This is a genomic window from Bradyrhizobium sp. LVM 105 (genome assembly GCF_003957705.1).
GTDB lineage: Bacteria > Pseudomonadota > Alphaproteobacteria > Rhizobiales > Xanthobacteraceae > Bradyrhizobium > Bradyrhizobium frederickii.
This window is the reverse complement of the sequence record NZ_QZMV01000012.1, coordinates 169,618-182,468: the sequence shown is the minus strand read 5'-3', so window position 1 is coordinate 182,468 and position 12,851 is coordinate 169,618. Positions and strand designations below refer to the sequence as shown.

14 protein-coding genes and 1 tRNA gene are annotated in these 12,851 nt (G+C 65.0%); 1 reads left to right on the top strand and 14 read right to left on the bottom strand.

From position 1 onward, the window contains the following. Positions 1-17: 17 nt before the first annotated feature. The 9 genes from D6B98_RS28365 to D6B98_RS28325 all read right to left on the bottom strand — a co-directional run bounded on the left by D6B98_RS28365 (position 18) and on the right by D6B98_RS28325 (position 7,368). On the bottom strand, positions 18-515 hold the full coding sequence (locus D6B98_RS28365) for a UPF0262 family protein (RefSeq protein WP_126260326.1): 498 nt from the start codon (positions 513-515) through the stop codon (positions 18-20). After that, positions 512-1,807: a histidinol dehydrogenase gene (gene hisD, locus D6B98_RS28360; protein WP_126260325.1), complete on the bottom strand. Its 1,296-nt coding sequence runs from the start codon at positions 1,805-1,807 to the stop codon at positions 512-514. The genes D6B98_RS28365 and hisD overlap by 4 nt, the downstream gene beginning before the upstream one ends. A 144-nt stretch (positions 1,808-1,951) precedes the next feature. Next, complete coding sequence (locus tag D6B98_RS28355) at positions 1,952-2,401, bottom strand: DUF2948 family protein (RefSeq protein WP_126260324.1); 450 nt, start codon at positions 2,399-2,401, stop codon at positions 1,952-1,954. 82 nt (positions 2,402-2,483) lie between these two features. After that, on the bottom strand, positions 2,484-3,143 hold the full coding sequence (locus D6B98_RS28350) for an NAD-dependent epimerase/dehydratase family protein (RefSeq protein WP_126260323.1): 660 nt from the start codon (positions 3,141-3,143) through the stop codon (positions 2,484-2,486). Between the two features lie 87 nt (positions 3,144-3,230). Further along, positions 3,231-4,055, bottom strand: coding sequence for an alpha/beta fold hydrolase (locus tag D6B98_RS28345; protein ID WP_126260322.1), 825 nt, complete (start codon positions 4,053-4,055; stop codon positions 3,231-3,233). A gap of 144 nt (positions 4,056-4,199) precedes the next feature. Further along, a complete protein-coding gene (locus D6B98_RS28340) occupies positions 4,200-4,709 on the bottom strand; it encodes a hypothetical protein (RefSeq protein WP_126260321.1) in 510 nt (169 codons plus the stop codon). A gap of 191 nt (positions 4,710-4,900) precedes the next feature. Continuing rightward, a complete protein-coding gene (locus D6B98_RS28335) occupies positions 4,901-5,209 on the bottom strand; it encodes an EthD family reductase (RefSeq protein ID WP_126260320.1) in 309 nt (102 codons plus the stop codon). 239 nt (positions 5,210-5,448) lie between these two features. Continuing rightward, a complete protein-coding gene (locus D6B98_RS28330) occupies positions 5,449-7,155 on the bottom strand; it encodes an FAD-dependent oxidoreductase (protein WP_126260384.1) in 1,707 nt (568 codons plus the stop codon). Between the two features lie 24 nt (positions 7,156-7,179). Continuing rightward, positions 7,180-7,368 (bottom strand): hypothetical protein, encoded by a 189-nt coding sequence (locus D6B98_RS28325; protein WP_126260319.1) that lies wholly within the window; start codon positions 7,366-7,368, stop codon positions 7,180-7,182. Positions 7,369-7,686: 318 nt separating this feature from the next. Between D6B98_RS28325 and D6B98_RS28320 the strand changes: the two genes are divergently transcribed. Next, positions 7,687-7,761: transfer RNA gene (locus D6B98_RS28320), tRNA-Thr, on the top strand. A 79-nt stretch (positions 7,762-7,840) separates the two neighbouring features. Here D6B98_RS28320 and D6B98_RS28315 read toward each other — a convergent pair. The 5 genes from D6B98_RS28315 to D6B98_RS28295 form a co-directional block, all read right to left on the bottom strand. Beyond that, positions 7,841-8,965 (bottom strand): acyltransferase family protein, encoded by a 1,125-nt coding sequence (locus D6B98_RS28315; protein ID WP_126260318.1) that lies wholly within the window; start codon positions 8,963-8,965, stop codon positions 7,841-7,843. After that, complete coding sequence (locus tag D6B98_RS28310) at positions 8,950-9,615, bottom strand: SGNH/GDSL hydrolase family protein (protein ID WP_164718912.1); 666 nt, start codon at positions 9,613-9,615, stop codon at positions 8,950-8,952. Before D6B98_RS28310 ends, D6B98_RS28315 begins: the two co-directional genes overlap by 16 nt. A 1,164-nt stretch (positions 9,616-10,779) precedes the next feature. Beyond that, positions 10,780-11,253: a cyclic nucleotide-binding domain-containing protein gene (locus tag D6B98_RS28305; RefSeq protein ID WP_126260316.1), complete on the bottom strand. Its 474-nt coding sequence runs from the start codon at positions 11,251-11,253 to the stop codon at positions 10,780-10,782. Positions 11,254-11,378: 125 nt separating this feature from the next. Next, a complete protein-coding gene (locus D6B98_RS28300) occupies positions 11,379-12,008 on the bottom strand; it encodes a ferric reductase-like transmembrane domain-containing protein (protein WP_126260315.1) in 630 nt (209 codons plus the stop codon). Between the two features lie 12 nt (positions 12,009-12,020). Then, the gene (locus D6B98_RS28295; protein ID WP_126260314.1) at positions 12,021-12,524 is read right to left on the bottom strand and encodes a peptidase associated/transthyretin-like domain-containing protein; all 504 of its coding nucleotides are present in this window, start codon (positions 12,522-12,524) and stop codon (positions 12,021-12,023) included. Positions 12,525-12,851 lie beyond the last annotated feature (327 nt).

Here is a 12,851-nt window from a genome sequence, read left to right as displayed (position 1 = left end):
CTTTTCCGGGCCATGCCCTAACCCTTCCAGTGCAGGACGGTAATGAGCGTGAACAGCCGGCGCGAGGTCTCGAAATCCACCCGCACCTTGCCCTTCAGCCGCTCCTGCAGCGTGCGCGATCCCTCGTCATGGATGCCGCGACGACCCATGTCGATGGCCTCGATCTTGTCGGGCGTCGCGGTGCGGATCGCCTGGTAATAGCTGTCGCAGATCATGAAATAGTCCTTCACGATCCGCCGGAACGGCGTCAGCGACAACAGATGCGCGACGACGGGCGTGCCATCCTCGCGGCGAATGTCGAACATCAGACGGTTGCCGGTGATGCCGATGTGCAGCGTGAACGGGCCCTTCCCCTCCGCGCCCTCGGGCGCGAACAGGTTCTGCTCGATCAGGTCGTAGATCGCGATCGCCCGCTCGTGCTCGATGTCGGGCCCGGAACGGCCGATCGACTCCTCGTCGAGCGTGACGCCGACGATGCGATTGTTGGAGTCGTCCTGTTCGGGCGGCTTTGTCATGACAGATTGAGGCGCAATCCAATCGAGCGCGAATGAGCGTCCAGCCCCTCCGCCTTGCCGAGCGTCATCGCGGCAGGCCCCAGCGCGCGGAGCTGATCCGGGCCGCATTTCAGGATCGAGGTGCGCTTCATGAAGTCGTGCACCGACAGGCCTGAGGAGAATCGCGCCGAACGCGCGGTCGGCAGCACGTGGTTGGAGCCGCCAACGTAATCGCCGATCGCCTCGGGCGTATGCGGCCCGAGGAACACGGCGCCGGCGTTGCGGATCTCTGAGGCGAGCGCATCGGGATCGACAGTCATGATCTCGAGATGCTCGGCGGCGATCGCATTGGCGAGCGGAATGCTGTCGGCAAGGCTCTTCACCATGATGATGGCGCCGAAATCAGCCCAGGACGCGCTGGCGATCGCGGCGCGCGGCAGCGTCTTCAATTGCGCCTCGACCGCCTTTTCGACGTCGGCGGCAAGGCGCGCCGAATCGGTGATCAGGATCGACTGCGCGCTGGCATCATGCTCGGCCTGCGCCAGCAGGTCGGCGGCGATCCAGTCGGCATTGCCGGTGTCGTCGGCGATCACGAGCACTTCGGACGGGCCGGCGATCATGTCGATGCCGACCTTGCCGAACACCAGCCGCTTGGCGGCGGCGACGTAGGCATTGCCGGGGCCGACGATCTTGGCGACCGGCGCGATGGTCGCGGTGCCGTGCGCCAGCGCGGCCACGGCCTGCGCCCCGCCGACGCGGTAGATCTCGGTGACGCCGCCGAGATGCGCGGCCGCCAGCACCAGCGGATTGAGCTTGCCGTCGGGCGAGGGCACCACCATCACGAGGCGCGAGACGCCGGCGACCTTGGCAGGCACCGCGTTCATCAGCACCGAGGACGGATAGGCCGCGGTGCCGCCGGGCACGTAGAGGCCGGCCGATTCGATCGCGGTGTAGCGCCAGCCGAGCTCGACGCCGAGCGCGTCGGTGAAGCGCTCGTCCTGCGGCAATTGCCGCCGGTGATAGGTCTCGATGCGGTCCCGCGCCAGCTTGAGCGCATCCAGCGTCGCGACATCGCAAGCCTTGGTGGCGGCCTCGATCTCGGCGGCGGTGACGCGCAGGCCGGATGCATCCAGCTTCAGGCGGTCGAACTTTGCGGTGGCCTCGAGCAGGGCGGCGTCGCCGCGCCTGGCCACGTCGTCGACGATGGCGCGCGCGGCGGCCTCGACGTCGGCCGAGGCCTCGCGTTTGGCGGCGAGGAAGGCCGCGAATCGCTGGTCAAAATCGGCGCTGCTGCGGTCGAGGCGAACGGGCATGTCTGGCTTGGCTTCTGGCTGGTCTTGGGGCGGATTGGCGCACCAGGTCCCATGCTCAATGGCGCGGCGGGGAAGCGGCGTCAACCCTTGCAGGGTGCCGTTCTGGCTCAGGCCTGGGGCGGTGCGGCTGGTATACCGGCTGCTTCACGTCTCGCCCTCGATCTCCACCCCCGTTCCCAGCGCGTCCGCCCCGAGGTCGGTCAGCTCGCATTCCAGGCACTCGACATCGAGCCGGATGGCGCCGCCTTGGGCGAACAACAGCAGGGCACTGCCGGCGGGCTCCTCGTCGCGCCCGCCCCTCGGGTGAAATTCGATGCCGACGAGGTCCAGCACCGTGTCGGGAGCAGCCAGATCGATGTTGCGCGACTTGCAGGCGAGCACGCGGTCGAAGCGGAGCGCGGCGACCAGCCGGCGCGGCTCGGCCTCGCCCTCCAGCGTCTGCTCCCAATCCAGCCGGCTCATTCCGACCACAAGCCGTTTCTCGCTTTGTCGCCAGATGATGTCGGAGGCCTGGACTCGGGCGTCCTGGACGTGGGTCGAGATCACGGCGAGATCGTCGGCGTCGAGTGCGATCAGTTTGAGCTGGGGCGACATCGCCGACGCTTCTCCTTCGGAATGGGCAGGCCTCAACGCGCGCGGGCCGTGAAATTTCCGCACAAACTAACGGGCCGACCGGCTAGAGGCTATTGATATCCTCCATCTCCAGCACCTTGCGCGGATACCCTTCCCGGGCGACGCGGATCATGGCGCGGCCGATCTGCTCGGTCGAGGTGACGAGCCGCGGCGAGAGCCGTCGCAGCACCGACCAGAGCGGCCAGGTTACCGTATAGACCGCCTGCACCCAGGCGGTCTTGGAACGGGCACCATGCAGGGGCTGGATCGCGCCGGGCCGGAACATGTAGGCGGCCCTGAACGGCAGCTTGAGCAGATCGTTCTCGGTCTTGCCCTTGATCCGCGCCCACATCCGCGATCCCTGCTCGGTGGAATCGGTGCCGGCGCCGGTGACATAGGTGAAGACCATCTGCGGGTTGAGGCGCGCCAGCGTCGTCGCTGCCGCAAGCGTGAGATCATAGGTGAGGTGGCGGTAGCGCTGCTCGCTCATGCCGATCGAGGAGACGCCGAGGCAGAAAAAGCAGGCATCGAAGCCGGTCAGCTGCGTTTCGATCGCCGAATAATCCAGAAAATCGTCGTGGATGATCTCGACGAGCTTGGCGTTGCGCACGCCGGTCGGGCTGCGGCCGACCACGAGCACATTGTCGATTCCGGGGTCGACCAGGCATTCGCGCAAGACGCCCTGTCCGACCATGCCGGTCGCGCCGAAGATGATGACTTGCATCGGGATGTCCTCTGACGGACTCGCGGCTCGCCGCTACGCGGCGAGCCACCCTCTCCCGCAAGGGGAGAGGGGAAGGGTCGCGCTCCCTCACTCCCTGAAAAACGCCAGCAAATCCGCGTTGATGGTCTCGGCGTGGGTGGTCGGCATGCCGTGCGGGAAACCCTTGTAGGTCTTCAGGATGCCCTTCTTCAGCAGCTTGGCCGAGAGCGGCGCGGAATCGGCGTAAGGCACGATCTGGTCGTCGTCGCCGTGCATCACCAGCACGGGCACGTTGATCTTCTTCAGGTCTTCGGTGAAGTCGGTCTGCGAGAACGCGACGATGCCGTCGTAATGCGCTTTCGCGCCGCCCATCATGCCCTGGCGCCACCAGTTCTGGATCACCGCTTCCGACGGCTTTGCGCCGTCGCGGTTGTAGCCGTAGAACGGGCCGGCCGCGATGTCGCGGTAAAACACCGAGCGGCCGGCGGCGAGCTGCTTCTGGAGATCGTCGAACACGCTCTTCGGCAGGCCGCCGGGATTGGCGGGGGTCTGCACCATCAGCGGCGGCACCGCCGACAGGATCGCCGCCTTCGCCACCCGGCTCTCGCCATGGCGCGCGATGTAGTGCACGACCTCGCCGCCGCCGGTGGAATGGCCGACATGGATGGCGTTCTTGAGGTCGAGATGCGCGGTGACGGCGGCGAGGTCGTCGGCATAATGATCCATGTCGTGACCGTCGGCGACCTGCGCCGAGCGGCCGTGGCCGCGGCGGTCATGGGCAACGACGCGGTAGCCGCGCGTGACGAAGTACAACATCTGCGCGTCCCAGTCGTCCGACGACAACGGCCAGCCGTGGCTGAACACGATCGGCTGGCCACTGCCCCAGTCCTTGTAGAAGATCTCGACGCCGTCCTTGGTGGTGATGGTAGGCATTGTGGGGCTCCTTAAGTGTCATTCCGGGGCGCGCGTCCGCGCGAACCCGGAATCCAGAGATTGTTGAACGAGATTCTCAGGCGCGCGATTGCGCACCGGAGTTCGATGCTTCACCTCGCCCCGGAATGACGAGGGGGGGACCGATCAGGCAAACGCCATCGGCTTGAAGCGACGCCAGGCGCCGACGGTGAGCACGACGAAGAATACCAGCACGATGCCCTGCACCACCGCGAACACCGGACCCGACGGCGGCGCCGGCGGCACGGCAGGTGCGAGCGCGGCCAGCGCCGGCACCTTGAGGAACGACTGGATCACCAGCACGAAGCAGTTGAAATAGAGCGAGATCATCGCGGTCACGATATAGACCGGACGCCACACGCCGGCGAGCTTCATGCCGTAAAGCGCGATACAGGCGATCGCGAGCAGCAGCAGCGAGATGATGCCGATGATGTGCGACGGCAGCAGTTTCTCGAACGGAAACAGGAAGCCGGTGGCGCTGGTGAGGATGGTGAAAGCCAGGAAGATCGCGGTGAGACCCGGCATCGGCTTCGAGCCGAGCAGACCGAACATCACGACGAGGCCGGCGGCGATGGCGATCAGGCTGATGATGACATGGACCATCGTTAAGGCGGGCAGGCTCAAGCCAAGGACCATGACATCTCTCCTACGCTCCATTGAGATTCAGGAGAGTCGTATTACGGTCCTCATCGGATTACCACCTGCGTTGTCGTCGCATGGATGTGCCAAGCCATGCGTCATCGTGCGAATCGACAAACGCATGGCTGAATTTTTTGCATCGCTGTCACAAAATGCGAGCAGCTTTCAACCAAAGTTGAGTCGAAGTCTCACACTTCCTTGGTGTCGAAGATCAAGAGGTCGGCGCCGCCGCTGGCGAATTTCGGCACATCTGCGCCCGTCGCCTTGCCTTCCGGGCTGCCGAATGCCGCCTGGATATCGGCCACGCTGTCGAAGGTGAGAATGGCGACGAGATGGATTCCGGAAGGCCCGGTCGGGGATGCGACCGGTCCCTTGCTGACGGCGTACTTCTTCAGGCCGGGAAGTTTCTTGGCAAGCGGAATGTGCGTCTCGGCATAATACTTGTCGAAGGCGGCAGCATCCTTGGGCGTTTTGTAGAGCACGACAACTTCAGCCATTTAGTCCTCCCGTTAAGCGCTTTATTGATCCGTCTTAGGTCCTCATGGTGGGAAGGCGCGTGAGCGCCCCTGCGGACGATGCTTGCGCATCGCCGCGCGAACCATGCAGGCCCGGCCATATCCGGGCCTTCATCCTTCGAGACGCCGCTTCGCGGCCCCTCAGGACGAGGGGATAGTCTGTAGTTGCCTGCACGATGGCAAGCCACATTCGACTTACCATTCTCTTGACTTGTCGTTGCCTAAAGCGCCGGTTTTGCGGCGTCGCCGAGATAGCCGTGCAGGGAGGCCACGACCTGGGCACCCTCGCCGATGGCGCCGCCGACGCGTTTGACCGAGCCGGAGCGGACGTCGCCGACGGCATAGACGCCAGGCACAGAGGTCTCCAGCGGCGCGACGAGGCGGCCCTGGTTCTGCTCGGACTGCGCGCCGGTCACGACGAAGCCGCCGCGATCGAGCGTCACGCCGCAGCCGTCGAGCCAGGCGGTGGCGGGATCGGCGCCGACGAACAGAAACAGATTGCGGATGTCGGCGGAATCCACGTCGTCGGACAGCCGGCTCTTCCAATGGATACGCCGCAGCAGCGAGGCCTCGTCGCCCTCGAGCGCGGTGATCTCGCTGTTGAACATCAATTCGATGTTCGGCGTCGCTTCGATGCGCTCGATGAGATAACGCGACATGCTGGCCCCGAGCCCGCCGCCGCGGATGATCATCAAGACCTTCCTGGCATGACCGGACAGGAACACGGCCGCCTGTCCTGCCGAATTGCCGGCACCGACGAGGGCGACCTCCTCGCCGGCGCAGAGCCGCGCCTCGACCGGCGAGGCCCAGTACCAGACGCCGCGTCCCTCGAACTTGTCGAGGTTTGCGATGTCGGGCCGGCGATAGCGCGCGCCGCTCGCGACCACCACCGCGCGCGAACGCAGGGGATCGCAGCCCTCGAGCGCCACCGAGAATGCGCCGTCCGTGCGCGTGCAGTCGAGCGACTTCACCGTGACGGGGATCATGATGTCGGCGCCGAATTTTTGCGCCTGGGTGAAGGCGCGCGCGGTCAGCGCCTGGCCGGAAATGCCGGTGGGAAAGCCCAGGTAGTTCTCGATGCGCGCGCTGGCGCCGGCCTGGCCGCCGAAGGCGCGGATGTCGAGCACGGCGACCGACAGCCCCTCGGACGCCGCATAAACGGCGGTGGCAAGCCCGGCCGGTCCGCAGCCGACGACGGCAACGTCGTAGATGCGATCATCCTTGGCGCCGCCGATCATGCCGATGGCGCGCGCAAGCTCGGTCTCGCTGGGATTGCGCAGCACCGTGCCATCGGCCGCGACGACCAGCGGCCAGTCCTCGGGCCTGGGCGAATAACGCGCGATCACTTCGGCGGCGTCGCGATCGCGCTCGGGATCGAGCAGATGATGCGGCTGGCCGTTGCGGGTGAGAAAGCCCTGCAACCGCACCACGCCGGCCGAATGCGGCGGCCCGATCAGCACCGGGCCGCCGATGCCAACCTGAATCAGATTGACCCGGCGCAGGATCAGCGCGCGCATGATGCGCTCGCCGAGCTCGGCCTCGGCGACCAGCAGCGCGCGCAGCCGGTCCGGCGGCAGCAGCAAGGTCTCGACATCGCCCTCGGCGCGGCCGTCGACCAGCGCCGGCTGGCCCGAGAGCTGGCTGAGCTCGGCCAAAAATTGCCCCGGCCCCTGGTCGATGATCGGCGTGACGTGACCAAGCCCGTCGCGCTGGGTGATAGCGACGTGACCTTTCAGCACCACGAACATGCCGGGTCCGGGCTTGCCGGTCTCGAACAGGAACTCGCCGTCCTCGTAGCTGCGGACTTCGCCGAAATGCCTGATCCGCTCGATCTCGGCCGGCGTCAGCGTGGGAAAGGTCTGTTCGGGCCGGGTGAACCGCGACATCAGCGCGTCACCATTGGTTGGTTGCCGTCCGTCCTGCCCCATCGTCATTCTCACCATTCCAATGTCTCACGTGCCGGCCTTCCCGGCGGTCCCCTCATTGAGGGAACCATCGTCGTTTAAGGAGGGCTCAGCGCCTGCGGCGCGTTCGCGCGCCTGCAGCTTCCGCCGCTTCAAATTTTCGCGCAGCGCCGATTTCAGCCGGTCGTCCCGGGACGTCTTCGCCTGGCGCGCGCTCTTCTCGTTCTCGTCGATCATTGGGGATCCGATACCGGCCATCGGCGATAGCATGCCCAGAGATTGCGGCAGCTCAAGAGGTGCCTCGCGATCCGATCGTGCGAAACTCGAAATGGACCGGATCCGATCGCCTGGTCACCTGGCCAGTTGGTGGGGATGAGCCGACCTCGAATCGGCGGAAAGCCGACGGTTTCGGGCCAAAACGAGCATTTTGGCCCCGATATCGGCCCGATTTTCTCGTTTTGACGGGCCGAGCGAGCTTGCGCGGGAGGGGGGCTTGTGGCAGATATCGGCCCGCTTGGCAGGGCCCCTCGGGCGCCCGATTCTTCACCAGCACATGCTGCCGTAGCTCAGTGGTAGAGCACTCCATTGGTAATGGAGAGGTCGACAGTTCAATCCTGTCTGGCAGCACCATCCATCCTGCTGTGAACGTTGATTTTATCGAACATTCGGGCCCGAGCCAGGGTTATGGCTCTGGAACACCGCTGCGTGCTCACGCCATGGCGGGGCGGCGGACGGCCTCACCGCGCACCGGCAGCAACGCGGCACGGATCAGCCGCTGCGCCGGTTCTTCGAAATAGCGATAGGTGAAATGCGACGCCAGCAGCGTGATGCCGATAAAGGTTGCGAAGAATGCGTCGTCATAGAGCGGGATCGGGGCCTGCATCAAGGAAAAGCCCAGCACCATCGCCAGCTGGATCGGGAAATGCAGCAGATAACTTGAATAGGTCACGTTGCCGGCCGCCTCGACAATTCGTTGAAGCCGGGCCGGCAAAACGATGTCGCGCGAGAGACTATAGAGCAGCAGCGGCGTACAGATCAGAAGCAGCAGCAAGCCGATCGATCGCAGCTGGCCGCCCATCAGCCAATATCCGCAGACCGCGGACACGACAGCGAGCCAGGCGGTGCCTTCGGCTGCCAGCGCATGAGCGGGCGACGACTGCAAGGATTGGCGCGCCATCGCCGCGAGCCCGCCGACGTAAAAGTAGGTAAAGCAGTCCGCGACCTCTCCGGGAATCGTCAGGCTGATGGCGATCAGCGCCACATTGAGCCACCAGGAACGGCTCGCCAGCAACAGCACGAAGAAGACAAAATAGACCAGCACTTCGACCGAGACCGACCAGATCGGACCGTTGAAGCTCAGCGCATCCTGCGACGTCGCAGTGCCGGCCATCAGGAGCTGCAGCGCGAAATGGGTGAGATCGTTGTTCTGATACACGAAAGACGATCCATGGAGCCCGACATAGAGGGGCTGCAACAGGGCCACGAGCAGGAGCGTGGCGAGGTGCAACGGGTAGAGCCGCGAGAAGCGCAGGACGAAAAACTTCCAGCCGTCGAGCACCCGATCGGCGATCGCGTCGCGATACTTCCAAAAAAAGATGAAGCCGCTGATGCACCAGAACATGCGGACTGCATAGGGCCCGCTCCCGTAGAGCGGGGCGAGCAGCCAATAAAGCGGCAGATGATCCTGGAGAAGCCCCACTTCCCTGTCGCCAACGAAGAATTGGCGATAGTGAAACACCAGAATCGCGAACGCCGTCAGGAAGCGCAACAGCTCCAATCCGAGGAGCTTGTTCGCCCGGGCAGGAGCAACCGACGCTGTCAGCTCGCCCTGCATGCGACGGATGCTCCCTGCAAGACGGCTTGATTCCACTGCTGATACCCGGCGGCGTTCAGGTGCACCCCGTCGATCGTGTGCGGCACCGGCATGGGCGGCAGCGCGGCAAAGGTCGCGCCGCCACGGCTGGCGAGTTCAGGCAAGGCGGAATTATAGCTCTCGATCAGGCGCATCGCTTTCGTCTGCGCTTCGGCGGCCAGACGAGGTGAAACCTCGAGTGGAGGGACCGCCAGCACGACAATGCGGGCTTTCGTCGCGGACAGCTGCGCCATCAATGCGCTGTAGTTCGCCTTGAACTCCGACAAATCGCGCGCGGCTCCGAGCGCGTCGTTGATACCCAGTGCCATCACGATCGCAGCGGCAGGTCTGCCGTCGAGCACATCCATCAACCAATTACCCAAGTCGCTGGTCGTGGAGGCACCGTCCAGGCCGGCATTGACGATGGCATGACCACAGAGCTCGCGCGGCAGCGCCGAGGCTTCGACCACACTGTCACCGAGAACGATGATGGGATCGTCGACCCGGGCCAGCGTATAGTGAAGGATGACTTGACGGCTCCACCGATGCGATTCGAAGAACGCCTGCTTCTTGGCGACAGAGGTTCCCGCCGCAACAGCGCCGATCAGCACGACGGCAAAGCCGATAAGCATCCTGTTCATGTACCGGCTCGAAACGTACCCAAGTGTTACGTACCCAAGTGTTGAACTTCAAAGTGCTGGATTGCATCGACCAAGGCATCGCCTGCTCCTCGACGTCAACGGCACCGCGCAAGAGTGCCACACAAGATCACATCGCCGGCCGAATAAAATGCGATCAAATTGATGCAAAATGGAATGATTGTGTGCATCTGTCTGGCAGCATCATTCTCCCCGCGTCGATCACGCATGGATCGGCGTTCTCGCGGCCTGAAGCGCCCGAGTTTTGCTCTTCTGTTTCGCCCTCTCTTGTGAAGAGGGCGCAGGGAAGGCCGGGTGCCGGCTGGCACCCGCGGTCCGCTGCGCGAAAGAATTTGCACACGCAAATGCGCAGGCGGAAAACAGGTGGGCCGGAAAACACCCGGCCTTCCCTGCGCGATGGGTTGACGGCTTATGCCTGCTCTCCCCGGAGCCGAGTTCCTTCTGGCCTCCGTCACCTCGCGAAAACCGATGCACCGCGTCCGGTTGGCCGATGCATCTTCGCGAAAGCTTGGCTGTAGCAACGACAGCCAGGACGACATGGTTTTGCCGTACGCGACAGCCCGGCTTGGCCCAAAGGGCTTCGCCGGACACTGCGCCGTTCGTCGCACGGAGAAGAACCTCACGAGCTTCACCCGCCCTGGTCCGCCTTGCCGTGCCCGACGCAGCCGCGTCCACCGCAGCCCGGCCCACGTTCGTTGCGACGTACGATCGCCCCTCTCCCTGGGCCGGGATGGCGGAAATATGCCGTAATTCCGAATTTCGGTAAAGTGGAATATTTTTGCGGAAGGGGGTTGACGGAGGTTTGGGTGTTTTGCCCGACGGGTCGCCGCCCCCTTGCAGGGCAATTGCAAATAGCGCTCCGCGGGACCTGCGCGCGCGCCTCGTCCTTCGAGACGCTTGCTGCGCAAGCTCCTCAGGATGAGGCTAAGCAGCATTGGTGCTTGTTGGACTCTTGCCGCGCACCCGGCCCTCATCCTGAGGGCCCGCCAACGGCGGGCGTCTCGAAGGATGGCCACGGGCGCGATCGCTCCCATATGCGATTGCCTGCCTGCGGATGGAAGGCCCGTTATTCGTAGGACGTATAGAGCGACTAGTCCGCCCTGGCTCAAGGAGCGATGGCGGACGCACTCCACACGATCAACCGTCACTCGCCAGCCGCGCGGCGAACCGCTCGTCCGACCGGCGCAGCCGTCGGCACAGCTCGCGGTTGATGTTCTGAAGGACGATCACATAGGCGTGGATGTCGGCCTTGTAGCAGGTGTAGAGACTTTGGGCGGTCAGCTCGTACAGCACCGTCGGGACCTCCGCGACCACATTGGCCGAGCGGTTCTGCATTTCGATCAGCGTCATCTCGCCGAAGAAGTCTCCACGCTCGAGAACGGAAATCGGGACGTCGCGGCCCGAGCTCGCCCGCTTGCTCACCGCGAGCCGGCCGGATTTGACGATGAACATCGATCGTCCCGGCTCGCCTTCCGCGACGATTGTCGCGCCGGGCTCGAAGCGGCGCTCGGCCAGCATCGACACCAGGAGGTCGAGGCCTGGGTCCGACAGGCCGCCGAAGAACGGCGTCGCGAGCAGGAACGCTTTCAGATCTGGGGCCGTGGCGTTCATGGCGCGAGGTTACGCCCCGTCACCATTCGGGACAAGCAGAGCGGCATGGCCCGGACGGAGCGCAAGCGTAATCCAGGCCCTCGCCGCAGACGCGCTTGTCCCGGATTCGCTTCGCTGCATCCGGGCTACGGGCCTTCCCCGCGCAGCGTCCTCCGCTTTCGCCACACCTGCAGATCCATCATGGCTTTCGCGGCCGCCGCGAGAACAGCTGCGCACAGCACGGCCTTCGAAAACGTCTCCATCGTTCCCTCGATCAGGAGGCAATGGACCACGCTGCCCACGACGATGATGATCGCCAGCGGCATGTGAATGAAGCGCCAGGTGCGCGGCCGCAGCTCTAACCGCCGGCGCAGCAGGGCCAGGACTGCGACAATGAAGATCGCCCACATCGCGGTCACGCCGAACGGCGAGAACGGCGTCGGCGACGAATAGGTCAGCGCGTCGATCATGTCAGGCGGGCTGGTGATCCAGAGGCCGGCGACGTGGATCATTACGGCCAGCACCAGCGCGCCGCCGATCCAGTGATGGGCCCGCCGTCCGCGATAGACCGACAGCGGCGCCAGATATCCGCCGATCAGCAGCGGCTGCACCAGCACGAGGCCGAGCGCGATGATCCCGGCGAAGCCGGCGAGGATGTAGACCGGATCGCGCCAGGCGAGCTGCTCGCTGGTCGCAGCAAGCGCAGTCGGCACGCCGATGGCCAAGGCCAGGGCGACCCAGATCAGGATCGCCCGAGCCGATCTCCATCCCGCCATTGGCGCGCCCGATCAGGCCGGCTGCAGCACGAAATGCGCCTCGAGGCTGGTGTCCTTGGCGCTCCGCATCACCGGCCGCAGGAACACGGTCTTGAACTCGCCGCTGTCATAGGCGAGATGGCCGTGCGGCTGGCCAAAGATCGGAATGATCTGCGGCATCTCGAGCCGGAACTTGCCGTCCTTGTCGGTGAGCGTGGCGCCGTGGCTGTGCGGCTCGTGCTCCCGGCCTTCGACCGTGTGCGCCCAGATCTGGATGCGCTGGCCGGCGAGCGGCGCGCCGTCGCCGGCGCGGCGGACGGTGCCGCTCATCCAGAAGCCGCCCTTGCCGATGCGATCGACGATCGCCGCGCCCTTGCGGTAATTGTTCGCCCCGCCCGACATCGATTCAGTGGGCGCGAGGCCATTCGCACGGGCGGGTAACAGCAGGCCGGAAACGCCGGTCGCGAAAACCCCGCTCGCCAGGACGGAGCCGCCGGCGACTAGCAGGCTGCGGCGGTTGAGTGCGACCATGGTCATGTCGGTTCCTCCTGGCGACGGGTGCGACACCGTACGATGAACTCACGTGCCCCGGACGCGGTGCAGCACGCAGTGATGCGCCGCAGAGCCGGGGCCCACAATCGCGGCTGGGTCCCGGCTCTGCGGTGCAGCGTTTCACGCTGTACCGCGTCCGGGGACACGCGACCGCCGTATGATCGCGGCGCCAAAGATACAACAACAGGTCTGGAACGCCCAGTTGAGAAGACCGGCGCAACGGGTCGCAATAACAGTGTTGTGAACGGGAGCGAGGGCCGCTCGAACAGTCTCGCTGGATGGGTCGAGCGAAGCCCAGCCCATCCGGCTCGT

What these genes read in the sequence shown, in the direction of transcription:
- D6B98_RS28310 (WP_164718912.1), bottom strand. Translation starts at nt 9,615, where the DNA reads ATGCTTATCGGCTTTGCCGTCGTGCTGATCGGCGCTGTTGCGGCGGGA.
- D6B98_RS28305 (WP_126260316.1), bottom strand. Translation starts at nt 11,253, where the DNA reads ATGAACGCCACGGCCCCAGATCTGAAAGCGTTCCTGCTCGCGACGCCG.
- hisD (WP_126260325.1), bottom strand. Translation starts at nt 1,807, where the DNA reads ATGCCCGTTCGCCTCGACCGCAGCAGCGCCGATTTTGACCAGCGATTC.
- D6B98_RS28350 (WP_126260323.1), bottom strand. Translation starts at nt 3,143, where the DNA reads ATGCAAGTCATCATCTTCGGCGCGACCGGCATGGTCGGACAGGGCGTC.
- D6B98_RS28330 (WP_126260384.1), bottom strand. Translation starts at nt 7,155, where the DNA reads ATGGGGCAGGACGGACGGCAACCAACCAATGGTGACGCGCTGATGTCG.
- D6B98_RS28315 (WP_126260318.1), bottom strand. Translation starts at nt 8,965, where the DNA reads ATGCAGGGCGAGCTGACAGCGTCGGTTGCTCCTGCCCGGGCGAACAAG.
- D6B98_RS28295 (WP_126260314.1), bottom strand. Translation starts at nt 12,524, where the DNA reads ATGACCATGGTCGCACTCAACCGCCGCAGCCTGCTAGTCGCCGGCGGC.
- D6B98_RS28365 (WP_126260326.1), bottom strand. Translation starts at nt 515, where the DNA reads ATGACAAAGCCGCCCGAACAGGACGACTCCAACAATCGCATCGTCGGC.
- D6B98_RS28355 (WP_126260324.1), bottom strand. Translation starts at nt 2,401, where the DNA reads ATGTCGCCCCAGCTCAAACTGATCGCACTCGACGCCGACGATCTCGCC.
- D6B98_RS28340 (WP_126260321.1), bottom strand. Translation starts at nt 4,709, where the DNA reads ATGGTCCTTGGCTTGAGCCTGCCCGCCTTAACGATGGTCCATGTCATC.
- D6B98_RS28335 (WP_126260320.1), bottom strand. Translation starts at nt 5,209, where the DNA reads ATGGCTGAAGTTGTCGTGCTCTACAAAACGCCCAAGGATGCTGCCGCC.
- D6B98_RS28345 (WP_126260322.1), bottom strand. Translation starts at nt 4,055, where the DNA reads ATGCCTACCATCACCACCAAGGACGGCGTCGAGATCTTCTACAAGGAC.
- D6B98_RS28300 (WP_126260315.1), bottom strand. Translation starts at nt 12,008, where the DNA reads ATGGCGGGATGGAGATCGGCTCGGGCGATCCTGATCTGGGTCGCCCTG.
- D6B98_RS28325 (WP_126260319.1), bottom strand. Translation starts at nt 7,368, where the DNA reads ATGATCGACGAGAACGAGAAGAGCGCGCGCCAGGCGAAGACGTCCCGG.